19 protein-coding genes and 1 pseudogene are annotated in these 25,825 nt (G+C 69.5%); 9 read left to right on the top strand and 11 right to left on the bottom strand.

The window, feature by feature from the left end:
- The first annotated feature begins 33 nt into the window (after positions 1-33).
- From E0H75_RS19420 to E0H75_RS19435, 4 genes are read left to right on the top strand one after another with little or no spacing between them, the layout of a single operon-like run.
- On the top strand, positions 34-1,302 hold the full coding sequence (locus tag E0H75_RS19420; protein ID WP_131514987.1) for an ABC transporter substrate-binding protein: 1,269 nt from the start codon (positions 34-36) through the stop codon (positions 1,300-1,302).
- Between the two features lie 4 nt (positions 1,303-1,306).
- Positions 1,307-1,990 (top strand): amidohydrolase family protein, encoded by a 684-nt coding sequence (locus E0H75_RS19425; RefSeq protein ID WP_131514988.1) that lies wholly within the window; start codon positions 1,307-1,309, stop codon positions 1,988-1,990.
- Positions 1,987-2,742 (top strand): amidohydrolase family protein, encoded by a 756-nt coding sequence (locus E0H75_RS19430; RefSeq protein ID WP_131514989.1) that lies wholly within the window; start codon positions 1,987-1,989, stop codon positions 2,740-2,742. The genes E0H75_RS19425 and E0H75_RS19430 overlap by 4 nt, the downstream gene beginning before the upstream one ends.
- The gene (locus E0H75_RS19435; RefSeq protein ID WP_131514990.1) at positions 2,739-3,914 is read left to right on the top strand and encodes a DegT/DnrJ/EryC1/StrS family aminotransferase; all 1,176 of its coding nucleotides are present in this window, start codon (positions 2,739-2,741) and stop codon (positions 3,912-3,914) included. The genes E0H75_RS19430 and E0H75_RS19435 overlap by 4 nt, the downstream gene beginning before the upstream one ends.
- Here the strand turns inward: E0H75_RS19435 and E0H75_RS19440 are convergent.
- Positions 3,904-5,064, bottom strand: a complete 1,161-nt coding sequence (locus E0H75_RS19440; RefSeq protein WP_131514991.1) for a pyridoxal phosphate-dependent aminotransferase — start codon at positions 5,062-5,064, stop codon at positions 3,904-3,906. The two genes, E0H75_RS19435 and E0H75_RS19440, sit on opposite strands and share 11 nt — an antisense overlap.
- Before the next feature lie 106 nt (positions 5,065-5,170).
- On the opposite strand from E0H75_RS19440, the gene E0H75_RS19445 reads away from it, so the two are divergent.
- On the top strand, positions 5,171-6,019 hold the full coding sequence (locus tag E0H75_RS19445) for an NAD-dependent epimerase/dehydratase family protein (protein ID WP_131514992.1): 849 nt from the start codon (positions 5,171-5,173) through the stop codon (positions 6,017-6,019).
- Here E0H75_RS19445 and E0H75_RS19450 read toward each other — a convergent pair.
- A complete protein-coding gene (locus tag E0H75_RS19450) occupies positions 6,016-7,371 on the bottom strand; it encodes an FAD-binding oxidoreductase (protein WP_238163143.1) in 1,356 nt (451 codons plus the stop codon). The two genes, E0H75_RS19445 and E0H75_RS19450, sit on opposite strands and share 4 nt — an antisense overlap.
- Positions 7,372-7,565: 194 nt before the next feature.
- On the opposite strand from E0H75_RS19450, the gene E0H75_RS19455 reads away from it, so the two are divergent.
- Together E0H75_RS19455 and E0H75_RS19460 are read left to right on the top strand one after the other, a co-directional pair.
- Positions 7,566-13,082 (top strand): ATP-binding protein, encoded by a 5,517-nt coding sequence (locus E0H75_RS19455; protein ID WP_131514994.1) that lies wholly within the window; start codon positions 7,566-7,568, stop codon positions 13,080-13,082.
- 9 nt (positions 13,083-13,091) lie between these two features.
- Positions 13,092-15,221 (top strand): transglycosylase domain-containing protein, encoded by a 2,130-nt coding sequence (locus E0H75_RS19460; RefSeq protein ID WP_131514995.1) that lies wholly within the window; start codon positions 13,092-13,094, stop codon positions 15,219-15,221.
- Positions 15,222-15,224: 3 nt separating this feature from the next.
- Here the strand turns inward: E0H75_RS19460 and E0H75_RS44835 are convergent, their stop codons facing one another.
- The 6 genes from E0H75_RS44835 to E0H75_RS43610 all read right to left on the bottom strand — a co-directional run bounded on the left by E0H75_RS44835 (position 15,225) and on the right by E0H75_RS43610 (position 19,202).
- The gene (locus E0H75_RS44835; RefSeq protein ID WP_337589511.1) at positions 15,225-15,743 is read right to left on the bottom strand and encodes a copper amine oxidase; all 519 of its coding nucleotides are present in this window, start codon (positions 15,741-15,743) and stop codon (positions 15,225-15,227) included.
- 70 nt (positions 15,744-15,813) lie between these two features.
- The gene (locus E0H75_RS44840; protein WP_337589513.1) at positions 15,814-16,158 is read right to left on the bottom strand and encodes a copper amine oxidase; all 345 of its coding nucleotides are present in this window, start codon (positions 16,156-16,158) and stop codon (positions 15,814-15,816) included.
- A 60-nt stretch (positions 16,159-16,218) separates the two neighbouring features.
- Positions 16,219-17,139: a universal stress protein gene (locus tag E0H75_RS19470; protein WP_131514996.1), complete on the bottom strand. Its 921-nt coding sequence runs from the start codon at positions 17,137-17,139 to the stop codon at positions 16,219-16,221.
- Positions 17,136-18,590: an amino acid permease gene (locus E0H75_RS19475; RefSeq protein WP_131514997.1), complete on the bottom strand. Its 1,455-nt coding sequence runs from the start codon at positions 18,588-18,590 to the stop codon at positions 17,136-17,138. Before E0H75_RS19475 ends, E0H75_RS19470 begins: the two co-directional genes overlap by 4 nt.
- Before the next feature lie 94 nt (positions 18,591-18,684).
- Entirely contained in the window at positions 18,685-18,927 is a 243-nt protein-coding gene (locus E0H75_RS43605; RefSeq protein ID WP_238163182.1) for an arginase family protein, read from the bottom strand.
- 26 nt (positions 18,928-18,953) lie between these two features.
- On the bottom strand, positions 18,954-19,202 hold the full coding sequence (locus E0H75_RS43610; protein WP_238163144.1) for an arginase family protein: 249 nt from the start codon (positions 19,200-19,202) through the stop codon (positions 18,954-18,956).
- Between the two features lie 59 nt (positions 19,203-19,261).
- Here E0H75_RS43610 and E0H75_RS19485 point away from each other — a divergent pair, with 59 nt between their 5' ends.
- Positions 19,262-19,984, top strand: coding sequence for a type 1 glutamine amidotransferase (locus E0H75_RS19485; RefSeq protein WP_165553856.1), 723 nt, complete (start codon positions 19,262-19,264; stop codon positions 19,982-19,984).
- A gap of 2 nt (positions 19,985-19,986) precedes the next feature.
- Here E0H75_RS19485 and E0H75_RS19490 read toward each other — a convergent pair whose 3' ends face one another.
- Both E0H75_RS19490 and E0H75_RS19495 read right to left on the bottom strand, forming a co-directional pair.
- A complete protein-coding gene (locus tag E0H75_RS19490; protein WP_131514999.1) occupies positions 19,987-20,760 on the bottom strand; it encodes an inositol monophosphatase family protein in 774 nt (257 codons plus the stop codon).
- A gap of 22 nt (positions 20,761-20,782) precedes the next feature.
- The gene (locus E0H75_RS19495) at positions 20,783-21,118 is read right to left on the bottom strand and encodes a hypothetical protein (protein ID WP_131515000.1); all 336 of its coding nucleotides are present in this window, start codon (positions 21,116-21,118) and stop codon (positions 20,783-20,785) included.
- Positions 21,119-21,182: 64 nt separating this feature from the next.
- Here E0H75_RS19495 and E0H75_RS19500 point away from each other — a divergent pair.
- Positions 21,183-24,607, top strand: a pseudogene (locus E0H75_RS19500) (error-prone DNA polymerase).
- A 35-nt stretch (positions 24,608-24,642) separates the two neighbouring features.
- Here the strand turns inward: E0H75_RS19500 and E0H75_RS19505 are convergent.
- Positions 24,643-25,770, bottom strand: a complete 1,128-nt coding sequence (locus tag E0H75_RS19505; protein WP_131515001.1) for a hypothetical protein — start codon at positions 25,768-25,770, stop codon at positions 24,643-24,645.
- Between the last annotated feature and the right edge of the window lie 55 nt (positions 25,771-25,825).

Genomic DNA, 25,825 nt, shown 5'->3' on the forward strand with positions numbered 1-25,825 from the left:
GGTTACCGCCGTGCGTGCGTCTGGGAGGTCCTGATGAAGGTCGGAGTCAGCCGGGTCGTGGGGTCCGTGGCCGCAGTAGCGGTAGTGGCCGGATTGAGTGCGTGCGGCGGTTCCAGCGGTTCCGGTGGGTCCTCGGACCAGGCGGTCGTGACGGTCTGGATGTACCCCGTGATCGCCGACGAGAAGGCGGCCACGACGTACTGGACGCAGATCGAGAAGGACTTCGAGGCGGCCAACAGCGGGATCGACCTGCGGATCGAGCAGCAGCCCTGGGCGAACCGGGACCAGAAGCTGGCGACCGCGTTCTCCGGCGGCAAGGGCCCCGACGTCCTGCTGCTCGGGCCGGACCAGATCCCGCAGTTCGTCACGTCCGGCTCACTCGAACCGGTCGACAAGGTGCTGGACGCGGACAAGGACAAGTTCCTGCCCGGTGCTCTGGACGCGCTGAAGGTCGACGGCAAGCTGTACGCGGTGCCGATCTATCACACGGTCACCACGACGGTTTACAACAAGAAACTGCTGGCGAAGGCCGGTATCACCAAGCCGCCGGAGACCTGGGACGAGATCAAGGCCGCCGTGCCGAAGTTCAAGCAGGCCGGCGTCGCCACGCTGGACTACTCCGCCTCGCCGGAGGCGTCGCTGAACCTCAGCTTCTACCCGCTGCTGTGGCAGGCCGGCGGCAAGGTGTTCGCCGATGACGGCAAGTCGGTGGCGTTCAACCAGGCACCCGGCGTCGAGGCGCTGACGTTCCTGAAGGGCCTGTACGACGACGGCGGAATCCCGAAGAGCGCCCTGTCGAACGCGAACGTGGTCGCCGACCAGGCGCTCGGCAAGCAGCAGGTGGCGATGGGCTTCACCAACACCCTGATCGACGCCAAGACCGTGGCCGCGAGCTGGGGCGCCGCGAACGTCGTGGTCGGCGTACCGCTGGAGAACAAGAAGCGGGTCGGGTTCGGGCTGCCCGGCGGGCTCGCGGTGAACGCGGGATCGAAGGACGTCGATGCGGCGGAGAAGTTCCTCGGCTTCATGACCCAGCCGAAGCAGGAGATCAGCCTCGCCACCGCGTCCAACTTCCTGTCCCCGCGCACGGACGCGCCGGTGCCGGCCGCCGACGAGCAGGCGAAGAAGTTCGAGGAAGCACTGCAGTACGCCTACTCCGGCGAGGTCAACCCGGCCGCCCGCCAGGTGATGACGTTGCTGTCGGTCGAGATCCAGGCCGTGCTGACCGGCAAGAAGACACCGCAGGAAGCCCTCGACGCGGCGGCCAAGCAGTCCAACGATCTGCTCTCCAGACAGCGCTGACCGGATGAGAGTGGTCGACGTCAATCGCATCGTCGGTCCGGTGCCGACGGGCGACGTACCAAGTGCGGACGCGCCGGGTCTGCTCGCCGAGCTCGACCGGTTGGCGATCAACGCGGCGTGTGTGGTGCATTCGCACGATCTGTACTACGACCCGACCGCGGCGGCTGAGCTGCCGGCGGATCCACGGCTGATCCGGGTGCCGGTCGCCGTACCCGGGCCGTTGGGAACCGGCGTGCCGGCGGGTGCTCGGGTGGTGCGGATGTGTCCGGCCGAGCATCGCTTCCTGCTGACCGCGCCGCACGGGATCGCGTTGGCTCGCGAGCTGGCCGAGACCGGTGTCGCGGTGTTGCTGGCGCTGGAGTCGGTGGGTCCGGGGGAGATCCACCGGCTCGCGACCGAGGTGCCGTCGTTGCGGATCGTAGTGATCAACACCGGCTACCGTGCGCTGCGCGAGCTCGCCGACCTGATGGACACGCATCCCGAGGTGCGGGTGGACACCGCGACGTTGTGCGGTCACCTGGCAGTGGAGTGGGTCGCACGCCGGTACGGCGCCCAGCGTGTTCTGTTCGGGACCGGTGCGCCACTGACCGACGACGCCGGCCCGCGGTTCCAGCTCGACCACCTGGAACTGCCCGCGGACGAGGTCGAACTGATTGCTAGCGGCAACATCCTGGAACTGCTCGGATGACGGGCATCATCGACGCCCACGGTCATCTCGGGGCGTGGTTCGCCTTCGCGATCCCGGACAGTTCGACCGAGAGCCTGGTGCGCGTGATGGACGGCTGCGGCGTGGCCACGATGTGCGTCTCGCACATGCTCGCGATCGGCCCGGACTCCCGCGCCGGGAACGCCCTGCTGCTCCAGGAGATCGAGCGCTTTCCGGGACGCTTTCTCGGGTACGCCGTCTACGACCCGCACGACCCCGAGGCCGCGCGACGGACAGCCGATTTGCTCGACGTGCCGGGGATGATCGGGCTGAAGCTGCACCCGGACACGCATGAGCACGCGCTCGACGGACCAGGGTATGAAGCCGCCTTCGAGTTGGCGGCCGAGCGCGGCTGCGTCGTACTCGCCCACGGCATGTTCGGTTCGCCGTGGTGCGGTCCCCAGCACTTCGCGACCGTTGCCGCACGGCATCCGTCGGTGAAACTGTTGATGGGCCACGCCGGCCTGTTCCCGGCCGGGTTCCCTGCGGCTGCCGAGGTGGCGTCGAAGTACGCCAATGTGACGTTGGAGCTCTGCGGGTCGCGGACGACGGCGCGGCACGTGGCCGGGCTGGTCGATGCGGTGGGTGCGGACCGGATGGTCTTCGGGTCCGACGCGTTGTTCCTGGATCTGCGAGTCGGAGTCGGCCGGGTGCAACTCGCACCGATCGATCAGGCCGACCGCGACCTGTTGCTGTTCGGCACGATGACTCGGCTCCTGGAGGGATGTCGATGACAGAGGCAACGACTTTGGCGCTGGACGGTGGTAGTCCGGTCCGGACCGCGAGCTGGCCGAGTTGGCCACCGCCCGCGACCGCGGAGCAGCGCGAGCTCCTGCTCGAGGTGCTCGACAGTGGTGACTGGGGTGCGACCTCCGGTCAGAAGGTGGCCGAGTTCACCACCGCCTTCGCCCAGTCGATCGGAGCGCAGTACGGCATCTCGGTCGTGAACGGGACGGTCGCGCTCTTCCTCGCGCTGCGCGCTCTCGGGGTCGGCCGGGACGACGAGGTGATCGTGCCTGCGTACACGTTCGTCGCGAGCGCGACCGCGGTGGTGCTGGCCGGCGCGCGACCGGTGCTGGCCGACGTCACGCCGGAGACGCTCCACCTCGACCCGGCCGCGGTCGGGCGGCTGATCGGGCCGCGGACGAAGGCGATCATGCCGGTACATCTCGCCGGAGCTCCCGCGGAGGTGGATGCGTTGCGAGAGTACGGCGTACCTCTCGTCGAGGACGCGGCGCAGGCGCATGGCGCGACCTGGCGTGATCGACCGGTCGGGACGCTGGGTGATGCCGCGTGCTTCAGCTTCCAGTCCAGCAAGGCGATGACGGCCGGCGAGGGCGGGCTGATCGTGACGGACGACGAGGCCGTGTACCGGAAGGTCTGGGCGCTGCACAACGTCGGCCGGAGTCTCGAGGGCGAGTGGTACGAGCATCCGGATGTCGGGTGGAACCTGCGGATGACCGAGTTTCAGGCCGCCGTGCTGCTGCCGCAACTCGGCGTACTGGACGACCAGGTGAAGACCCGGCATCGCGCGGTGGAGTTCCTCCGCCGGGAGCTGGCCGACGTTGATGGTCTGGAGGTCCTGCCGGAGCCGCCGGGCACCACCGCGAGCAGCCATCACCTCGGCCTGGTCCGCTACGACCCGGCTGCGTTCGGCGGGCACGGCAAGGACTACTTCCTCGCGGCGATGGCGGCCGAAGGGGTTCCGCTGGATTCCGGCTACCGCTCGCTGTCGCGAGAGAGCGCGCTTCAGGCCTACTCCGACCTGCAGCCGTGCCCGGTCGCGGAACAGGCCGCGGACACGGTCGTGTGGATCCGCCAGAGTCTGCTGATGGCAGACGAGACGGAGCTGTCCGACATCGTCACCGCCGCGACGAAGGTGCAGCGGGCGTTCGTCAGCTCGTGACCAGTGCCTCGAAGGCGTCGAGGGCACGCCGGATGTTCTCGACCGAGTTCGCGTACGAGAACCGCAGGTGGTCTTCGCCGTACGCGCCGAAGGATGTGCCCGGCAGACAGGCGACCCCCGCCTCGTCGAGCAGCCGATCGGCCAGCGTCGCCGCGGACAACCCGAGCTCACCGATGTTCGGGAACGCGTAGAACGCTCCACCCGGCTCGACACACGACACACCCGGTACGGCGTTCAGTCCGGAGACGATCACTTCCCGGCGTTCCCGGAACGCCTCGAGCATCCGCTCGACGTCGTCCCACGGTCCTTCCAAGGCGGCAATCGCGGCGTACTGACTGAAGGCCGACGTGCACGAGACCGAATTGATCAGCAGCCGGGTCACGGGCTCGACCAGCGGCTGCGGGAACACACCGAACCCGAGCCGCCAGCCGGTCATCGCGAACGTCTTCGACCAGCCGTCGAGCAGGATGGTCCGCTCGGCCATGCCGTCGACGTCCAGCACGCTGTGGTGGTCCCCGTCGTACCGCAGTGCCCAGTAGACCTCGTCGCTGAGTACGACGAGGTCGTTGGCGATCGCGATCTCGGCGATCGCCTCCAACTGCTCGGGTGTCGAGGCACTGCCGCACGGGTTGTGCGGGGAGTTGAGGATCAGCAGTTTGGTCCGGTCGGTGACCAGCGACGCGAGCTCCTCGGGGTCGATGACGAACCCGTTCTCCTCGCGCAGCGGCACCGGCACCGGTTTGGCGCCGGCGAACGCGGCGATCGAGGCGTACATCGGGAAGCCCGGGTCCGGGTAGAGGACCTCGTCGCCCTCCTCGCACAGCGCCATGATCGTGAAGAACATGATCGGCTTGGCGCCCGGCGTGACGAGCACCTTGTCCGGCGTCGTGGTCAGCCGGCCGGTGCGCTCGAGGAAGTCCGCGACCGCGGTCCGCAGTTCGGGGATGCCCGGTGCCGGCACGTAGTGCGTATGGCCCTTGTCCAGCGCCTGCTGCGCGGCGGCGACGACATGCTCGGGTGTGTCGAAGTCCGGTTCGCCGATCTCGAGGTGCACGATCTCGCGGCCGCGTGCCTCCAGGGCCTTCGCCTTGGCCAGCACCTCGAACGCCGATTCGGTACCCAGTCGATTCATCCGCCCAGCAAGCTTCACGGCTTCGAGCCTAGGCCGAGTGTCCACTTCCTGGCCAACGGTCCTGTGTCGTGAGACGCGTGCCATCATCGGATGGTCGGTCAGCGAGCGACTCGAAGGAGTGCGGATGGCACGGGTAGCGGTCACCGGAAGCAGCGGGAAACTCGGCCGGGTGGTGGTCGATCACCTGCAGGACAACGGCTGGGACGTGGTCGCCCTGGACCAGGCACCGCCGGCGCGGACCGGTGTCGTGGCGTCGCGGGTCGACCTGACCGATTTCGGCCAGGCCTACGAGGCGATCGCCGGAATCGACGACCGCCACGACGGTGTCGACGCCGTCGTCCATCTGGCCGCCGTCCCGGCGCCCGGACTACGGCCGAACGCGGCGACCTTCCACAACAACATGACGGCGACGTACAACGTGTTCTCGGCGGCCCTGCGGTCCGGAGTCCGCAACATCGTCTGGGCGTCCAGCGAGACCGTGCTCGGCCTGCCGTTCGACGAGTTCCCGCCGTACGTGCCGGTCGACGAGGACTACCCGCCGCGGCCGAACAGCACGTACTCGCTGGTGAAGACCCTCGAGGAGGAGCTGGCCCGCCAGCTGTGCCGGTGGCATCCGGACCTGAAGCTGATCGGCCTGCGGTTCTCGAACGTGATGTACCCCGAGGACTACGCGCGCTTCCCGTCGTTCGACGCCGACGCGCAGGCGCGCAAGTGGAACCTCTGGGGCTACATCGACGCCCGCGACGGCGCGCAGGCCGTCCGCCGCGCGCTCGACTACGACATCACCGGCACCGACGTGTTCATCGTCGCCAACGCCGACACGGTGATGTCACGGCCGAACGAGGAGCTTCTGGCCGAGGTGTTCCCCGGCGTACCCGTCAAGCGCCCGTTCGGCCCGAACGACACCCTGCTGTCCATCGACAAGGCCCGCCGCCTGCTCGGCTACGAACCCGAGCACTCCTGGCGCGACTAGGAGGGCCCGTACGGGAACAGCTCCTGCGGGTCGTACGACGCGCGTACCTCGGCCAGCCGGGCGAAGGTGTCGGCCGGCCACGCCGCCTCGTACGAGCACGGCAGCGAGAAGGCGGCCGCGAAGTTGACGGTGGTCTCCGGGGAGACCCAGGCCGACAGCCGATCCAGCACACCACCCGCCGCGGCGGGCAGCACAGTCTCGAACAGGCCCGGATCGGGGACACCGATCATCACCAGGCTGTACGCGCCACCACGCCCACCGACCGCGCTGCCTTCCGGTACGTCGCGGTGCGCCGCGCCGCCGAGATGCCGGATCTCCACCGCGACGAGTGGCACCTGCTGTTCCGGCCCGACGACCTCGAGGAAGGCGGAGGCGAAACCGGCGTCGATGTCACGGAGCAGAACACCTTGGTCCCACGCGGCCACCGGGTCCTTGGGATCGTTGTGAATGAGCGCGATGTCGGTGGCCGGCATCTCGCCGACGCTGTCGACGATCGCCGTACCGGCGTCGCGGATCGGCCGGAACAGGCGCTGGCCCTCGGCCGGGTCGCCGATGAAGGCGAAGCGGACGTTGAGCACGGTCTTGCCCCGCAGCGGCTCGGGGATGAACTCCAGCGGCGGCAGCCGCAGGATCACGACCGACGAGTTCGCGGTCTCGGGCAGCGTCTTGGTCCAGCTCGCCCAGGTCATGAACACCCTGGCGATGTCCGGGGCGTCGAAGAACACCGAACCGCCGTACAGCGTGGTCAGTTCGACCAGGGCGAAGTCCATTGACGTGACCAGGCCGAAACCGCCCTTGCCGCCGCGCAGCGCCCAGAACAGGTCGGAGTGCTCGTCCGCGTTGGCCGTCACCACCTCACCGGTGCCGGTGACGATGCGGAAGCCACGCGCCCAGTCCGACGAGACGCCGTAGGTCCGGGCCAGCGGACCGAGTCCGCCCCCGAGGGTGTAGCCGATGCACCCGACCGCGTCGGAGGCGCCGATGATCGGCGCGAGCCCATGCTGTCCGGCCGCGGCAATGACTTCCGCCCACCGCGAACCCGCGGCGATGTGGGCGACCTTCTGGTCCGGATCGACCGTGACGCCCGTCAGCCGGGACGTGGTGACGAGGACGCCGTCGGTGACCGCAGGCGTTCCGTGCCCGGTCGCGAGCATTCGGATCGGCAGTCCGGCGTCGGCCGCCGCCCGTACGACGGCTGCGGCATCCGCCTCCGACGTGATCCCGACCGCGACGGCCGGACTGTGAGTGACCGCCGTGTTGAAGCCGGCCACCTCCTCCGCGAACCCTTCGTCACCAGGAACCAGGACCGGCCCGCCAACCTCGCCCCGCAGTCGCTCGACCAACTCATCCACACCCGACACAGTGCCTCCCCTCCAGAGACTCCACCCTTCGCCCGCAGTCTTTCGCACCCGCGGGGTCATGCCGAAGAGGGCGAAAACACGCTTGGATGGGGGGCCGACTCGACGGTAGGCAGGCAAGGCTGAAAACCTGTGCCAGCGGTTGGCGATCCCAACTGTGACAACAGGGTGAGACACGGAGGCGGTCGATGTTCAAGCGTATCGCAGTGGTGAACCGGGGTGAAGCCGCCATGCGGCTGATCAACGCGGTCCGCGAGGTCAACGCCGAGGGCGGTGACCCGATCGAGACTGTCGCCTTGTTCACCGACGGTGAGCGGACCGCGACCTTCGTCCGCGAGGCCGACATCACCTACCCGCTCGGGCCGGCCTCGGCGCGGCCGTATCTGGATCTCGCCGTACTCGAGCGCGCCCTGCGAGAGACGAAGGCCGACGCGGCCTGGGTCGGCTGGGGATTCGTGGCCGAGGACCCGGCCTTCGCGGAGCTGTGCGAGCGGATCGGCGTGACGTTCATCGGGCCGTCGGCCGAGGCGATGCGCAAGCTCGGCGACAAGATCGGGTCCAAGCTGATCGCCGAGGAGGTCGGCGTACCGGTCGCGCCGTGGAGTCGCGGCCCGGTCGAGTCGCTGGCGGCGGCGTTGCAGGCGGCCGAGACGATCGGCTACCCATTGATGCTCAAGGCAACGGCCGGCGGAGGTGGCCGCGGGATCCGGGTGGTCCGCTCGGCGGACGAACTCACCGATGCGTACGCGCGGACCAGCGACGAGGCCGCCCGAGCGTTCGGCAGCGGCGTGGTGTTCCTGGAGCGCCTGGTCACCGGTGCCCGCCACGTCGAGGTGCAGGTCATCGCCGACGGCCAGGGGACCGCCTGGGCGCTCGGCGTTCGGGACTGCTCCGTGCAGCGCCGGAACCAGAAGGTGATCGAGGAGTCCGCCTCACCGCTGCTGTCGGCCGGCCAGGTCGAGGACCTGAAGGCCTCCGCCGAGCGGCTGGCGCTCGCGGTCGGCTACCGGGGTGCGGCGACGGTCGAGTTCCTGTATCACCCCGGCGAGAAGAGCTTCGCCTTCCTCGAGGTGAACACCCGGCTGCAGGTGGAGCACCCGATCACCGAGCTGACCACCGGGTTCGACCTGGTGAAGGCCCAGTTGCACGTCGCGAACGGCGCCCTGCTGGAGGGCACGAAGCCGGTCGAGAGCGGGCACGCGGTCGAGGCACGCCTCAACGCCGAGGACCCGGACCGCGACTTCGCGCCGTCGCCGGGGCGGATCGCCGTACTCGACCTGCCGTCCGGACCCGGCATCCGGGTCGACACCGGAGTGAGTGCCGGTGACAGCATCCCGGCCGACTTCGACTCGATGATCGCGAAGATCATCGGCTACGGGCGGACCCGCGAGGAGGCGATGGCGCGACTGCGGCGGGCGGTCGGCGCGACCACGGTGCTGATCGAGGGCGGTGCCACCAACAAGAGCTTCATCCTCGAACTGCTGGACCAGCGCGAGGTGATCGACGGCAGCGCCGACACCGGCTGGATCGACCGGGTCCGCGGTGAGGGCCGGCTGGTCTCGCACCGGCACTCGGGCGTCGCGCTGGTCGCGGCCGCGATCGAGGGGTACGAGGACTCCGAGCAGGTCGAGCGCGTCCGGCTGCTGGAGACCGCGCACGGCGGTCGCCCGCAGGTTCAGCACGAGGTGGGTCGCGCGATCGACCTGAAGCTGCGCGGTGCGAGCTACCGGGTGACGGTGGCGCGGATCGGGCCGGATCGGTTCCGGGTCGGAGTCGGGACCGGCAACGACCACCTCAAGGTCGTGGACGCCGAGCTGGAGCGGCTGGACGAGTACACCAGCCGGCTCGTGGTCGGCGGGCAGCGGTTCCGCCTGGTCACCGCGACACACGGGCCGGTCCACCTGGTCGAGGTCGACGGCGTGACTCACCGGGTCAGCCGCGACGAAGGCGGCGTACTGCGTTCTCCCGCGCCGGCTCTCGTGGTCGCGACGCCGGTGCAGACCGGGGCCGAGATCGAGGCCGGTGCTCCGGTGCTCGTTCTGGAGAGCATGAAGATGGAGACGGTGCTCTACGCGCCGTTCAAGGCGACCGTGAAGGAACTGCTCGTCGCCACCGGCAGTCAGGTCGAGACCGGTGCGCCGCTGCTGCGGCTGGAGCCGGTCGCTGACGAGTCCGGTGCGGAGGCGGCTGCTCCGACGGAGAACGGCGTACAGCTGGATCTGCCGAACGGGTCCGGGGAGAAGTCTGCGGCCGAGCGGGTCGAGCGAGGGCTGGACGACCTGCGCAGCATGCTGCTCGGGTTCGACATCGATCCGTCGGACGAGGGCGGCATGCTGGCCGACTACCTGTCCGCGCGGTCCGAGCTGGCGGACCCTCCGGTCGTCGCCGAGATCGATCTGCTGCGGGTGTTCGCGGACTTCGCCGAGCTGAGCCGCAACCGGCCCGCCGGCGAGGAGATCAGCACCGAGAACCGGGTGCACAGCCCGCGCGAGCACTTCCACACCTATCTGCAAAGCCTCGATCCGGACCGCGGTGGTCTGCCGGCCGAGTTCCGCGCGCGGCTCACTCGGGTGCTGGGTCAGTACGGCGTGACCGATCTGGAGCGCAGTACCGAGCTCGAGGAGGCTGTGTTCCGGATCTTCCTGGCCCAGCAGCGCTCCACCCCGGACGAGCTGCTGGTGTCGTCGCTGCTGCAGCGCTGGATCGCCGAGCCGCGACCGGTGTCGCCGGTGGACGAGTCCGCGCACGACCTGCTCGACCGGCTGGTGCTGGCGACCCAGCTGCGCTTCCCGGTGATCGGCGATCTGGCCCGGAGCGTGCGGTTCCGGTGGTTCGACCAGCCGCAGGTGGACGCGGAGCGGGCCTCGGTGCTGGAAGGCGTCGGCGACGAGGTCGCTGCGCTCGCGGCGGACCCGGAGGCGCCCGACCGCAAGGAGCGGGTCGACGCGCTCGCAACCATCCCGGAGCCGATCGTCCGGTTCCTGGCGCACCGGCTGGAGGGCGGCTGGGGTGAGCGCGAGCCGATGCTCGAGGTGCTGATCCGCCGGCACTACCGCGAGTACGAGCTGCACGACCTGCGCGAGTTCGCCGTCGACGGACGGCCGTTCGCGACCGCCGACTACACGATCGACGACCGGCCGAGTCACCTCGTCACCTCGGTGGGAACGGTGGCCGAGCTGGCCGACCCGGACAGCGGCCTGTCCCGTGCGCTGACCGCGCAGATCGACGCGCGCCCGGCCCGGCACGAGGCTGTGGTCGAGCTCTACCTGTACGGCCCGGACTTGCCGGCCTCCCAGCAGGAGGCGTCCGACCTCTACCGCCGGATGGTCGCCGACCAGCCGGTCGCCCAGCGGGTACGCCGGTTCTCGGTCGCGATCGCACCGGGCCAAGGCCGGCCGGTGTCGTACTTCACCTACCGTCCGGCCGGCGGTTCGGTGGCCGAGGACGACAACGTCCGCGGCGTGCACCCGATGGTCGGCCGGCGGCTGAACCTGTGGCGGCTGCGCGACTTCCGGATCACCCGGCTGGAAGGGCCGGACGACGTACTGCTCTACCACTGCGTGTCGCGGGAGAACGATGCCGACCAGCGACTGGTCGCGCTCGCGCAGGTTCGCCAGTTCGTCGTGGTCCGGGACGAGGACGGGCAGGTGACCTCGCTGCCGCACGCGGAGCGGGCGATCGCGAACTGCCTGGAGGCGATCCGCCGGGCCCGGACCGACCGCGGCGCGGCCGGTGCCAAGCTCGACATGAACCACGTCTGGGTGCACATCTGGCCGGTGGTCGAGGCTCAGGTCGACGAGGTGACCGCGCTGCAACGCAACATCGCGCCGATGACCGCGGGCGCAGGGATCGAGGAAGTGCTGGTCCAGGGCCGGGTCGCGGCGCCGGACGGCAGCATCAACCCTGTGGCGGCGCGGTTCTACTACCAGCCCGGTGCGGGCGTCGTCACCTCGGTCGAGCAGCCGCCGACCGGGCGGCTGATGCCGCTGGACGACTACGCCCAGAAGGTGCAGCGGTCGCGCCGGCGCAACACGATCTACCCGTACGAGGTCAGCGGCATGGTCGCCGGTGCGGGCGGCTCCTTCGTAGAGTACGACCTCGACGACAGCGGCGCGCTGGTCCCGGTGGACCGCCCGCGCGGCCTGAACAAGGCCGGCGTCATCCTCGGCATCGTCAGTACGCCGACCACCCGGCACCCCGAAGGCATCACCCGGGTCGCGCTCAGCGGCGACCCGACCAAGGCGCTCGGCGCGGTCGCCGAGGGGGAGTGCTCGCGGATCATCGCGGCCCTCGACCTGGCCGAGCGGATGCGGGTGCCGGTCGAGTGGTACTCGCTGTCCGCCGGCGCCCGGATCTCGATGGACTCCGGCACCGAGAACATGGACTGGGTCGCCAAGGCGCTCAAGCGGATCGTCGAGTTCACCCAGGACGGCGGCGAGATCAACGTCGTCGTGGCCGGCATCAACGTCGGCGCGCAGCCGTACTGGAACGCCGAGGCGACGATGCTGATGCACACCAAGGGCATCCTGGTGATGACGCCGGACAGCGCGATGGTGCTGACCGGCAAGCAAACGCTGGACTTCGCCGGTGGCGTCTCGGCCGAGGACAACTTCGGCATCGGCGGTTACGACCGGGTGATGGGTCCGAACGGCCAGGCGCAGTACTGGGCTCCTGACCTCAGGGGCGCGCGCGATGTGCTGATGGCGCACTACGACCACTCGTACGTCGTCCCGGGGGAGATCGGGCCGCGCCGGGCCGAGACGTCCGACCCCCTGGATCGCGATGTCACGACGTACCCGCACACTGCGCCCGGCAGCGACTTCCGGACCGTCGGCGAGATCTTCTCGGCGGCGACGAACCCGGACCGCAAGAAGGCGTTCGACATCCGCACGCTGATGCGATCGGTGACAGACCAGGACCACCCGGTGCTGGAGCGCTGGGCCGGGATGGCCGACGCCGACACCGCGGTCGTGCAGGACGCCCGCCTGGGCGGCTACCCGGTCTGCCTGGTCGGCATCGAGTCCAAGTCCGTGCCGCGGCACGGATTCCCTCCCACCGACGGGCCGGACACCTACACCGCCGGCACACTGTTCCCGCTCTCGTCGAAGAAGACGGCCCGGGCGATCAACGCGGCCAGCGGCAACCGGCCGCTGGTGGTGCTGGCGAACCTGTCCGGCTTCGACGGCTCGCCGGACTCGATGCGGAACCTCCAGCTCGAGTACGGCGCCGAGATCGGCCGCGCGATCGTGAACTTCCAGGGCCCGATCGTGTTCTGCGTGGTGTCGCGTTACCACGGTGGAGCGTTCGTGGTGTTCTCCAAGGCGCTCAACCCGTCGATGACCGTGCTGGCGGTGGACGGCTCGTACGCGTCGGTGATCGGCGGAGCGCCGGCGGCGGCGGTCGTTTTCGCCGGTGAGGTCGACGCCCGGACGGCTGCCGACGAGCGAGTCGCGTCGCTGGCCGAGCGGGTCGGCGAGGCGACCGGGGCGGAGCGGGCAGCGCTCGCGACCGAGTTGGCTGAGGTGCGGACCGCCGTACGCGCGGAGAAGTTGGGCGAGGTCGCGGTCGGGTTCGATCGCGTGCACAACATCCAGCGTGCGGTCGAGGTCGGATCGGTCGATGCGGTGATCAGTGCGAACGAACTGCGCCCACGGTTGATCGAGGCAATCATTTCCGGTCTACCGGGAGTTGGACCACTCGCCTAACCTGGAGGTATGCGGACCGAGAGGGGCGGTCGCAGTAAGGCTCACTCGTTGATCACTTTCATCGGCGTGAGCGTACTGTCCGGTGCGCTGGCGGCCGGACTGGCGATCCCCTTCGCCGGATTCGCGGGGCAGGGCAGCGAGCAGGTGGCCAAGTCGGTGCAGGATCTGCCGCGGGAGCTCGTGGTCGATCCGGTGGCGGTGCGCAGCCGGATCCTCGCCTCGGACGGCAGCCTGATCGCGACGCTGTACGAGCAGAACCGGATCCCGGTGCCGCTGGACCGGATCAGCCCGATCATGCGCCGGGCGATCGTCGCGATCGAGGACTCGCGGTTCTACGACCACGGCGCCCTGGACGCGAAGGGCACGATCCGGGCGATGGTCCGCAACCAGACCGAGGGCGAGGTCCAGCAAGGCGGGTCGAGCATCACCCAGCAGTACGTGAAGCTCAGCCTGGTCGAGAAGGCCAAGACCGCCGAGGAACGCCAGCGGGCCACCGCGGTCACCTACGAGCGCAAACTGACCGAACTGCGGTACGCGATCGCGATCGAGAGCCAGCTGTCCAAGGACGAGATCCTGGAGCGGTACCTGAACCTGGTGAACTTCGGCGACGGCGCGTACGGCGTCCAGGCCGCGGCGCAGCACTACTTCCGGACCACCGCCGACAAGCTGACCCTGCCCCAGGCCGCGATGCTGGCCGGCCTGGTGAAGAACCCGACCGGCTACGACCCGACCAACAACATGGCGCGGGCGAGGGCACGGCGCGACGTGGTGCTCAAACGGATGCTCGAACTCAAGGTGATCTCGCTGCGCCAGGCCAACCAGGCGCTCAAAACCCCGGTGATCAACCTGAAGCGGGTCCTGCCGGTGCCGAACGGCTGCGCGAACTCCCGCTACCCCTTCTACTGCGAGTACGTCGTCTCGAAGCTGCTGGACAACCCGGCCCTCGGCGCGACGGTCAAGGACCGCGACCATTTCCTGAAGACCGGTGGGCTGCTGATCCGGACCTCGATCGACCCGCGGATACAGAAGGCCGCGCAGAAGTCGATCAGTGCGCACAGCAAACCGACCGACACCGCGATCGCGGCGATCACGATCGTCCAGCCGGGCAGCGGCCTGGTGAAGGCGATGGTGCAGAGCAAGCCGTACGGCAACGGCCGAAACCACACGAACTACAACTACAACGTCGAGAAGTCCTATGCCGGCGGGTACGGCGGGTTCCAGAACGGCTCGACGATGAAGGCGTTCACGATCGCGGCCGCGATCCAGAAGGGCGTGCCGCTGAACTACCGGATCAACTCGCCGGAGCAGATCAACCTGAGCGGGAAGAAGTTCCGCACCTGCAAGGGCTGGACCCGCGACCCGGACTACACGCCGCGGAACTCGACCCACAGCGGCAACCTCACGATGGTCGAGGCAGCCCGGTTCTCGACCAACACCTACTTCCTGCAGTTGTCGCAGCGGGTCGGGCTGTGCCCGATCGCCCGGGTCGCGGGCAAGCTCGGGATGTACAACGCCCAGACGCTGCATCCGCTCGACCAGGTCGTGTCGATGACGCTGGGCGTCGGTTATGTGACCCCGCTGATGCTATCGAACGCGTACGCGACGTTCGCGGCCCGCGGCAAGTACTGCAAGCCGCTCGTCGTCGCGTCCATCCGGGACAAGGCGGGCAGGTACATCGACACGCCGCAGATCGACTGCGACCAGGCGCTCTCCCCGCAGGTCGCCGACGGCGTCAACCGGGTGCTCAGCGCGGTGATGGAGCCCGGCGGCACCGGCGGCCGGCTGAACTTCGGCAACTGGGACCTGGCCGGCAAGACCGGCACGATCCAGGACAACCTCGCGGTCTGGTACGCCGGCTACGCGCCGAACCTGGCCGGAGCAGCGGTCGTGGCGGACGCGAACCTGCCGTACACGAACCTGATGTACCGCCACACTCTCGACGGCCGGGACATCTCCGACCCGACCGGCTCGGGCACCGCCGGGCCGCTGTGGCAGACCGCGATGCAGGGCGCCCTCAAGGGCATGCCACTGCGCCACTTCAAGGCGCCACCGCGCAAGATGCTGGGCGCCGCCGAGCCTCGCCCAGCCGACGAGGGCAGACCCCCGGACGAGAACGGCGGCGGCCCCGGGCGCCGCTAGTTGTCAGTCCCGGTGATTGGGTGCGACGTCGAGTGCCGGGTTGCGGTCGAAGAAACCGAACGGCTTCAGCCAGAAGGCGATCGTGTCCACCGGCATCACCGGCCAGTCCTCGACCCGGGTGACGTGGTGGATGCCGAACACGTACCAGAGCACGACGTCGGTGTTCTCGAGCGATTCGTCGTCCGCGATCCAGCGCGTCATCCCGTGGTCGACCGTCGACTGGGTCGGGTAGTCGCCGCACGGCCAGCGTTCCTCTTCGTGCTGCCGGGTCACCCACACCGTGTGCCCGATCACGGGTGCCCGCAGGTATTGCGGCGTACCAGGGTCCATCAGCGGCGGGATCGACGCGCTCGGGATCAGTTGGTACGCCGGATTGGTGCCGACGGCGTTCACGCGGTTCGGGTTGACCACCTTCCAGGTGCGTTGGGCCGCCCAGTTGAAGTCGCGGGCGGCCTCGGACTCGGACCGGATGGGGGTCGTGTCTGTGACGACGGCCAGCCCGTGCGGGTTGTCGTCCGACACCGGGAGGCGCGGGAGTCGACCTCCTGCACGGTGTTCGCGTCGCCGTCCACGTCGAGGTCGAGCCGCGCGATCAGGAAGTGCCGGTGGCCGGTGGCGTACCGTCCGCGGCGAACGGCGTGGTGACCATCAGCCCGGTCGCCCGGACCTCGCACTCGATGTTGCCGTCCTGATAGAAGCGCCAATAGATCAGGTACTCGTAGTTCGCCACTGTCGCGTGACAGGACACCACCATCCGGCGCATCCGCCGTACCTCGGCACCGGTCGTGTGGTCGACGTGCTTCCACAAGACTGCGTTGTCCTCCTCGTGCAGGCAGATCGCGTTCGTGATCGTGACCGGCTCGCCGTGGGTGTCGTGCAGTACGGCGTCCAGGAAGACGATCTCGCCGAGGCAGTCGCAGCCCAGTTCGAGCGCCAGTCAGGCCGTTGCCGGCCGGGAAGAGCGAGAGCAGGTCGCTCCGGTCGGCTTGGTGCATGGTCAGTTCTCGGCGGCGCGCCCGGCCAGTTCCTCGGCCCGGTTGCGCGGTACGACGAGGACCGGGACGGGGGAGTGCCGCAGGATCTTGGTCGCCCGCGAGCCGAGGAACACCCGTGCGACCGGCCCGAGCTCGCTCGACCCGATCACCAGGATGTCGCTGGGATCCCAGCCGACGTCGTCGATCGCCTCGGCCCAGTTCGCACCGGAGCCGATCACGGTCTCGACCGTTCGCGGCCCGTGCGGCAGGTGCTGCACCTGGGTCAGCGTGGCGGTGACGGTCTTCTCCACCTCCGTCCGCCATTCGTCCATCACCAGGTCCTCGGAATCGGTGCCGAGCCGGGTGGTGTACGCCGGACGCGACCACACCGCGAACGTGGCGATCCGCAGCGAAGCACCGGCTTCGGCGCTGACCGCGGCCGCGGCGAGGACCAGCTCCTCAGCGCTCTCGGTGCCGCCGAAGGCCGCGGTCACCCGCTGGACGCTGGCGTCCCCCGGGCAGCGGAATCCCCGGGTGGCCAGGGCGAGCGAGACATGCGAGCTGTGCAGCAGCCGGTCCGTAACGCTGCCGAGTGAGATGTGGCCGAACGCGCCGGCCGACGACGACCCGAGCACGATCAGCCGGGCATCGTTGTGCGCGGCCATCTCGAGCAGACCGGCCGGCGCCGACCGGGCGCTGTACCGAACGTACGTCGCCGGCACATCACCCGGCAGGTAGTTCCGGGCCCGCTCGAGCGCTTGATCGGCAGTCTGCGCCAGATAGTTCTGGTACTCCGCATCCACCCGCGCCATCCCGGGCGTCCACGGCGCCGGTACGACGGTGCAGACAATCAGATCGTCATGCGCGGACCGGGCCAGCATCGCGGCGAGGTGGAGCGCCGCCTTCCCGCGCTCGTCGGAGGCGTAGCCGATGATCATCGTCATGACGCCGGCCCGTCGTCGTCGTGGATCAGCCCGACGTGCTCGTGCCGGCCGAGATGCGAGTGCCGGAAGCCGTAGATGAAGTACCAGGCCAGGGCCACCGCGAGCCAGATCAGGAACACCCAGATGGTGACCGCGCGCAGGTCCTTGATGATCCACAGACAGCCGAGGATCGACAGGATCGGTGTGACCGGATAGCCCGGCACCTTGAAGCCGCGGGGCAGCTCGGGATGGGTCCGCCGCAGCACCATCACACCGATCGACACGACCAGGAACGCGACCAGGGTGCCGATGCTGGTCATCTCGGCCAGGAAGTTGATCGGGATCAGCCCGGCCAGCAGGGCGATCAGCACGGCCACGATGATCGTGTTCGGCACCGGGGTGTGGGTGCGCGGGTTCACTCGGTGGAACAGCTCCGGGATCATCCCGTCGCGGGCCATCGCGAACAGGATCCGGGTCTGCCCGTAGATCACGATCAACGTGACGCTGAAGATCGAGATCACCGCGCCGGCGGCCAGCACGGTGGCCGGCCAGGTCGCTCCGGTCACCTTCTCCAGGATCGCCGACAGGCCGGCCTCCTGGTTCTCGAAGTCGCCGGACGGCTGGGCGGCGACCGCGACCAGGGTGACCAGGATGTAGAGCCCGGTGACCGTGACGAGCGCGATCAGGATCGCCAGCGGCATCGTCCGCCGGGGGTTCTTCACTTCCTCACCCGCGGTCGAGACGGCGTCCAGACCGATGTAGGAGAAGAAGATGATGCCGGCCGCGGAGGTGATCCCGCTGATGCCGAAGGGGGCGAAGTCGGACAGGTTGTTCGCGTCCCAGCCCCTCAGCCCGAGCACGATGAACAGCAGCAGGACACCGATCTTGATGCACACCATGACGGCGTTCGTCGTGGCCGACTCGCTCGCGCCGCGGATCAGCAGCAGGGTGCAGAGCAGCACCAGGATGACCGCGGGCAGGTTGAACACACCGCCCTGCTCCGGCGCCTGCGACAGGCTGTCCGGGATGGTGAAGCCGAAGATGTTGTCGAACAGTTCGTTCAGGTACTGCGACCAGCCGACGGCCACCGCGGCCGCGGACACGCCGTACTCCAGCAGCAGGCACGCGGCGACGCCGATCGCCGGCAGCTCACCGAGGGTCGCGTAGGCGTACGAGTACGACGATCCCGACACCGGGACCGCACTGGCGAGCTCGGCGTAACAGATCGCGGTCAGTCCGGCGACCACGCCGGCGATCACGAACGACCAGATCACCGCCGGTCCGGCGACCGGCACCGCCTGGGCGAGGACGAAGAAGATTCCGGTGCCGACGGTGGCGCCGATGCCGAACATCGAGAGCTGGAACAAGCCGATCGTCCGGACGAGTTCGCTCTGACCGGTGTCGGTGCCGCTCTCCTGCGACATCTCCGGGACCGGCTTGCGACGGAACAGTTGCTGCGGCGTCATCGCCATGATGCCCTCCCCTCGAGGGAGGTCACCCCGCCCCCAATTCGGAGTGTGGCACTCGGAATTGGCCGACGGAACAGGTCAGCCAGGCTCCGGCCGGTCACTCAGCAGCGGGTGGGCAGGATCCCACCGCGTGCCATCGCGCTCGTCCTGGCGCTTGCGGGCGATCGCGGACACCGCCTCGAGCACCACGCGATTCGCCAGCGCCCCACAGCGAGCCGAACTCGATGTTGCCGGTGTCGGCGTGTGCGTCGAAGTGCAGCATCGACACCCGGCCGTGGCCGAGCACATTGGCGACACGCTTCGCGTCCGGGAACGCGATCGAGTGGTCGCCGGAGTACATCTCCACGTCACCGGCGTCGACGACGTTCAGCTCGACCAGACCATCGGTGCGCGCAACGCAAGACTCGGCCGCGAGCCGTCGTGTCCGAGATAGTCCCGCATCCGGATCGCCGTCGGACCGAACCGGGCCCCCGGCCGATGCGACGTACCGCCGTCGAACGGCGCGCCGAGGATCACGACCTGCGCGTCCGCGTACGACGCCGGATCGTCCAGATGACACGCCGGCACACCCGGAAACGTGAAGTCCGGCCCGAACTGCTGCCCGTAGCGGGTCATGCTCGGAGTCTGGCATCCAGCCACCGCATGTCAACCAACGGCGACGTAGTCTGGCCGCCGTGAATCTCCTCGTCGTGCAGCCGGACGAACTCTGCCCGCCCGGCCATCTCGCCGACTGGCTGCCACCGTTTCAGGTCTGCCGCGCGTACGGCGGCGATCCCGTGCCGGAGAACGCGGACGGGCTCTCCGGATTGATCGTGCTTGGTGGTCTGCCCGGTGTGCACGACGCGGATCGGGTGCCGTGGCTGACTCCGATCAAGACGCTCCTCGCCGACGCGGTGCGACAGGAGGTGCCGACCCTCGGCATCTGCCTTGGCCACCAGTTGCTCGCCGACGCCTTGGGCGGCACGGTGATCTCCCGGCCGCACGGCCAGAACTCTCGCGTGCTCGGGCCGGTCTGGACTGCCGAGGCCGCCCTGGACCCAGTGGTCGGTCCAGGGCTCGATCTTGGGTCCGCCCGACTGCCTGCGGTGGCCTGGAACGCCGACACGGTGGCCGTACCGCCGGCCGGCGCGATCGAACTGGCCAGAAGCGATGACGGTGACTTGCTGTCGTTCCGGATCGGTCGATCGGCGTGGGGCGTTCAGTGGCACCCGGAGGCGTCGTACGGGATCGTCAAGGGGTGGTACGAGGCGCAGTGCAGGGCCGGCACCGCTCGTCCGGAGCTGGAGCGCGGGCTGGCCGAGATCCGCGCGGCCGAGACCGAGATGTACGCCGCGTGGCGTCCGCTCGCTCTCGCGTTCGCCGCCCTGGCCACTGGTTCGCACGAGCCGGCCTGCTGAGGCTACGCCGAGCAGCGGGACACGACCTCCAGCAGACGATCGTGGGTTGCGGTGTCCGCCGCGACGACCAGGCCTGGGCCGGTGTGCACCGGTTCGCCGCTGAAGTCGGTGACGACGCAGCCCGCCGCCTGGCACAGCTGGATGCCGGCGGTGAAGTGGACGCTGTCGACCAGCGCGCCGTTGGTGATGTAGCCGGCCCGGCGACCCACCGCCACCCAGGCGAGCGTGAGGGTGGTCGACGACACCCGAAGCCCGAAGGTGGCCAGGAGGGTCGGGTCGGTCAGGATCCGGGCGCCGACGAAGTCGCTCCCGGGCGGATCGTCGACATCGACGTCGATCAGGAGTGAGGTCGCCGACGGTGTGGCCGGCGAGTCGGTACCGTCGCGGCGCACCATGGCAGTCGTCCCGTCGGTCCAGAACACCTCACCGGTGAGCGGCTGCGCGACGGCCGCGACCCCCGGCCCCTTGAGGGCGACGTTCACCGAGAACAACGGTGTCTCGGCGGCGAAGTTGAGGGTGCCGCAGAGCGGATCCACCAACCAGGTCCGGGCCGCCTGACCGTCGGCGCCGTACTCCTCGCCGATCACCGCGTCGTCGGGCCGCGCGGCACGCAGTACGTCGAGGATCGCCTGCTCCGCCTCGAGGTCCGCCTCGGTGGCGAAGTCGGTGGGCGACTTGTCGTACCTGGCCAGCGGTACGCCGTACTTGGCGCGGACGACCGCGGCGCCGGCCTCGGCCGCCTGGATCGCCACCTCCGCGTCGGTCTGAGTGCTCATGCCGCCCATCCAACCCGACTGGCTACAACGGGCGGAGGTCGGTGCCGGGGATCCAGGTGATGTGGCCGTCCTTGTCGCAGACCCGGCCGAGCCACTCGCCGTTGTCGCGGATCCAGACGTCGAGCTGGCCGTCCTGCCACTGGGCGCGCTGGACCGGTTGGGCCGGGTCCACCCGCCGTACGGCGTCGGCCGGACGCGGGCCGTGAGCGTCGTACTGGACGTCGAGATCGCTGGCTATCCGGTGGGCCTCCGTTTCATTGTCGATACCCATCGCACGCCACCCGTTGACCGCACCGTCCCAGACGCCGAATCCGTTCGATCCGTCGTCGGCCGGGCGCACCGTGAACCGACCAAGCATGTTTTCAGATTACACGTTCTTCGAACATGTGTTCTAGTCTTGATCCGGATGGGAGGTGTGTGTGATGGGCTACAACAATCCGCCGATCAAGTGGTCGGAGCTGGAGCGGAAGCTGTCGGACCGGTCCCGGCCGGGCAGCCACGGCGGGCGGCCGGTGACGGGCGACGGCGGCGACAGCCCGGCGTGGTCACAGCACCGCGGTCCGTATGTGCCTGACACCGTTCGTCGCCCGGAGCACGCGGTGCCTTACGCGGAGCTCCACGCGCATTCGAACTTCTCCTTCCTGGACGGTGCTTCCCAGCCGGAGGACCTGGTCGAGGCCGCGGTCCGGCAGGGCTGCACGCGCTGGCGCTGACCGATCACGACGGGTTCTACGGCGCGGCCCGGTTCGCCGAGGCGGCAGCGGCGTACAAGTTGCCGACCGTGTTCGGAGCGGAGTTGTCGCTCGAGCTGACCGGCCCGCAGAACGGCGTGGCCGATCCCGAGGGCAGTCACCTGCTGGTGCTGGCGGACGGCCAGGAGGGCTATCACATACTGGCCGGCGAGATCACGGAGGGACAGTTGGCCGGTGGGGAGAAGGGCCGCCCGGTCTACGACCTGGAGAGGCTGGCGGCGAAGGGTCGCGACCACTGGCTGATCCTGACCGGTTGCCGCAAGGGGCTGGTCCGGCAGGCGCTGGAGCTCGGTGGGCACGCCGAAGGTCCGGCCGCCGCGGGGCGTGAGCTGGACCGGCTGACCGGACTGTTCGGCAAGGACCGGGTGGTGGTCGAGCTGATCGACCACCATCTGCCCGCCGACACCACCCGGAACCGGATCCTGGCCGGGCTGGCGGCCGACCGCGGCCTCCCGGTAGTTGCCACGAACAACGTTCACTACGCCACCCCGGCGCAGCACAAGCTGGCCGCCGCGCTGGCCGCGGTCCGGGCCCGGCGGGACCTGGACACGATGGACGGCTGGCTGCCGCCGAGCGGGATGGCGTTCCTGCGCTCGGGGCAGGAGATGGCGTTCCGCTTCCGCCGGTACGACGGGGCCGTGGCGCGATCGGTGACACTGGCCGACCAGCTGGCCTTCGACCTGGCCCGGGCGAAACCCAAGCTGCCGCTGCGCGACGTACCAGAGGGGGAGACGCCGATGTCGTGGTTGCGGCACCTCACCTTCGAGGGCGCAGCCAAGCGGTACGGGACCCGCGGGCAGCGGCCGGACGCCTACGAGCGGTTGGAGCGGGAGCTGGCGGTCATCGAGGAGAAGGAGTTCCCGGGGTACTTCCTGATCGTCGAGGACATCGTCCGGTATGCGCACGACAACGGGATCCTCTGCCAGGGCAGGGGATCGGCGGCGAACTCGGCGGTCTGCTACGCGCTCGGGATCACCGCGGTGGACAGCATCCTCTACGACCTGCCGTTCGAGCGCTTCCTCGCCACCACCCGGACCGAGGAGCCGGACATCGACGTCGACTTCGACTCCGACCGCCGCGAGGAGGTGATCCAGCACGTCTACCGCAAGTACGGCCGCCGCAACGCCGCCCAGGTGGCGAACGTGATCTCCTACCGGCCGAAGTCCGCCGTCCGGGACATGGCCAAGGCGCTGGGGTACTCGGTCGGTCAGCAGGACGCGTGGTCGAAGCAGGTGGACGGCTGGAGCCCGGAGATCACCTCGACCGAGCACGACATCCCGCCGAAGGTGGTGGCGATGGCGACCGAGCTGCTGAAGTTCCCGCGGCACCTGGGCATCCACTCCGGCGGGATGGTGCTGACCGAGCGGCCGGTGGGGGAGGTGGTGCCGATCGAGCACGCCCGGATGGAGAACCGCACGGTCCTGCAGTGGGACAAGGACGACTGCGCGTGGATGGGGCTGGTGAAGTTCGACCTGCTCGGGCTCGGGATGCTGGCCGCGCTGCAGTACTGCATGGAGCTGGTCCGCGAGCACATCGGCGAGTCGTGGCTGCTGCACACGATCCCCAAGGAGGAGGCGGGGGTCTACGACCAGCTGTGCCGCGCGGACTCGGTGGGCGTGTTCCAGGTCGAGTCGCGGGCGCAGATGGCGACGCTGCCGCGGCTGAAGCCGCGCCGGTTCTACGACCTGGTCACCGAGATCGCGCTGATCCGGCCAGGCCCGATCCAGGGCGGCGCGGTCCATCCGTACATCCGCCGCCGGACCGGTGAGGAGCCGATCACCTACCTGCACCCGAAGCTGCGGCCGGTGCTGGAGCGGACCATGGGTGTGCCGCTGTTCCAGGAGCAGCTGATGCAGATGGCGATGGCGGTCGGCGAGATCGACGGCGACGAGGCCGACCTGCTGCGCCGGGCGATGGGGTCCAAGCGCGGCATCGAGAGGATCTCGTCACTGAAGGACAAGCTGTACGCCGGGATGGCGCGCAACGGGATCGCCGGGGACCTGGCCGACGAGATCTACGACAAGATCGAGGCGTTCGCGAACTTCGGGTTCGCCGAGTCCCACTCGATCAGCTTCGCCCTGCTGGTCTACTCCAGCACGTGGCTGCGGCTGCACTACCCGGCCGCGTTCCTGGCCGCGTTGCTGCGCGCCCAGCCGATGGGTTTCTACTCACCCCAGTCCCTGGTCGCCGACGCCCGCCGCCACGGCGTCGAGGTACGGCGCCCGCACCTGCACCTCTCGGGAGTCGACGCCGGGCTCGAGCAACTGGTCGACGGTCAGGAGCTCACCGGCCCGACCGGATCGCCGGCCTGTCTGAAGGATCCGCAGCCGCTGGTCGGCCCGTTCGATCCGAAGGCGCCGTCCGACACCACTGTGCACCGTCGCGACGGCGTGTTCTCGGTCCGGCTCGGGTTGTCCGAGGTGCGCACGATCGGCGACAAGGGCGCGAAGCTGATCGTCGAGGAGCGCGAGCGCGGTGGGCCTTTCACCGAGATGGCCGACCTGGTCCGGCGTACTGGGATCACCGCCGCGCAGGTCGAGGCGCTCGCCACGGCCGGGGCGTTCGACTGCTTCGGCCTCGATCGCCGGCAGGCGTTGTGGGAGGCCGGTCGCGCCGCCGAGGAGCGGCCGGGCCAGCTCGCCGGGATCACCGCCGCCGGACCACCGCCGACCCTGCCCGGGATGAGCGACATCGAGGCCGACATGGCGGATCTGTGGTCCACCTCGATCACCACCACCAGTCACCCGATGCAACGCGTCCGGGAGCGGCTCCGCGCCGAGGGCATCCTGTCTGCGGCCCAACTCCGCGAAGCCCCGAACGGCGCCCGGGTCCGCGTCGCCGGCGTGGTCACCCACCGCCAGCGCCCGGCGACCGCCTCCGGCGTCACCTTCATGAACCTCGAGGACGAGACCGGCATGGCCAACATCGTCATCACCGTCGGCTGCTGGCACCGCCACGCCACCGTGGCCCGCACGGCCGGAGCCCTCATCATCCGAGGCCGCGTAGAACGAGCGGGCGAAGTCACCAACCTCTCTGCCGACCACCTCGAACGCCTCCCCCTGGCCGCCAAGACTGCCTCCCGCGACTTCCGCTGATCCAGCGAACCGCATCGGGCAGTTCGTTGCCTCAATCAACTGGCGGGTGGGAGGGAGCCGAGACGGCCGCGGATCGACTCGGCCAGGGACGCGCGGCTGGTGTCGCTGCCCCAGTCGCGGCTGATCTCCGGGGAGGCGAGGGCCTCCTGCAGATCGGTTCGCTCGGTTGCTCCCAGCGAGGAGACCAGCAGGTTGGCGACGGTCAGCGCGTGGTACTGCTCGAACGCGGACCTCGGCGTACGGATCGCCGTCAGGACCGAAGCGAAATCGGCCAGCCCCAGGTCGCCCTCCATCAGCGCCAGCGCCACCACCCGGCAGCCATCGGTGCCCTGGTTGAACAGCTGGGTGACGTCGAGTGCGGTGAAGCGCTCCGTCTGGGTGAGCTGCCGTGCCTGCCGGACGAGATCCTCCATCGCCGAGGTCCGGCGTGGCCCGGACGGCAGGGTCGCGCGCAGTTCCTCGTAGCGGCTGATCAGGTCGGTCGTCCCGGTCCGGGTCGCCGCCGGCGGAGTCTCGGCGCCGAGGGAGAGCTGCGTGAAGGTCTTCGCAGCCTGCTTCGCGGCCTCCGCGGTCTGTGTGTCCCCGGCTCGGTCAGCCCGGCGGGAGAGTTCGAGCATGGCGTCGGCGCTGCTCATCGCGAGTCCGAGCCGCAACCGGGCGTACAACCAGCCGCTCAGGAACCCGATCACGAAGAAATAGATCACGATGCTGCCGGCGAAGGCCGCCGCGCCCTTGCCGTCACCGAGCGCCGGGGCGAGGGACCGGAACAGCGCACCGGCCTCGCGCTTGATGGCGGGGAACTGGGTCAGACCCACGCCGACGAGGATCTTGGTCAGCCAGTCGGAGATCTGTTCCAGGTTCGTGTTCGCGCCGATCGAGGGGATCGCGATGCCCGCGACCGGCTGCGCCCGATCGGTGCCCGCGCCGGTGCGGGGGACGCCGAACAGGATGCCGAGCAGCCCGCCGCTGCCCAGCGACGCCACCGCGATCATCACCGCGGACGACAGCGTGGTCCAGTTCGTCCCCGGTCCGGCCACCGAGTACACGATGGTCGCGATCAGGCCGCCCACCACGGCGGTGATCTCGACCGCGTACATCGCCGAGAACCGCCCGGACAGCTGCCACCATTTACGCGTGTCCGGCTGCTTCTGATCCACCGCCATTTCCCCCACCCCCAGCCTGAGGATGGCGGCGCGGACACTCTCTGTAAAGAGCTCG

The sequence above is a fragment of the Kribbella capetownensis genome (genome assembly GCF_004331485.1).
Lineage (GTDB): Bacteria > Actinomycetota > Actinomycetes > Propionibacteriales > Kribbellaceae > Kribbella > Kribbella capetownensis.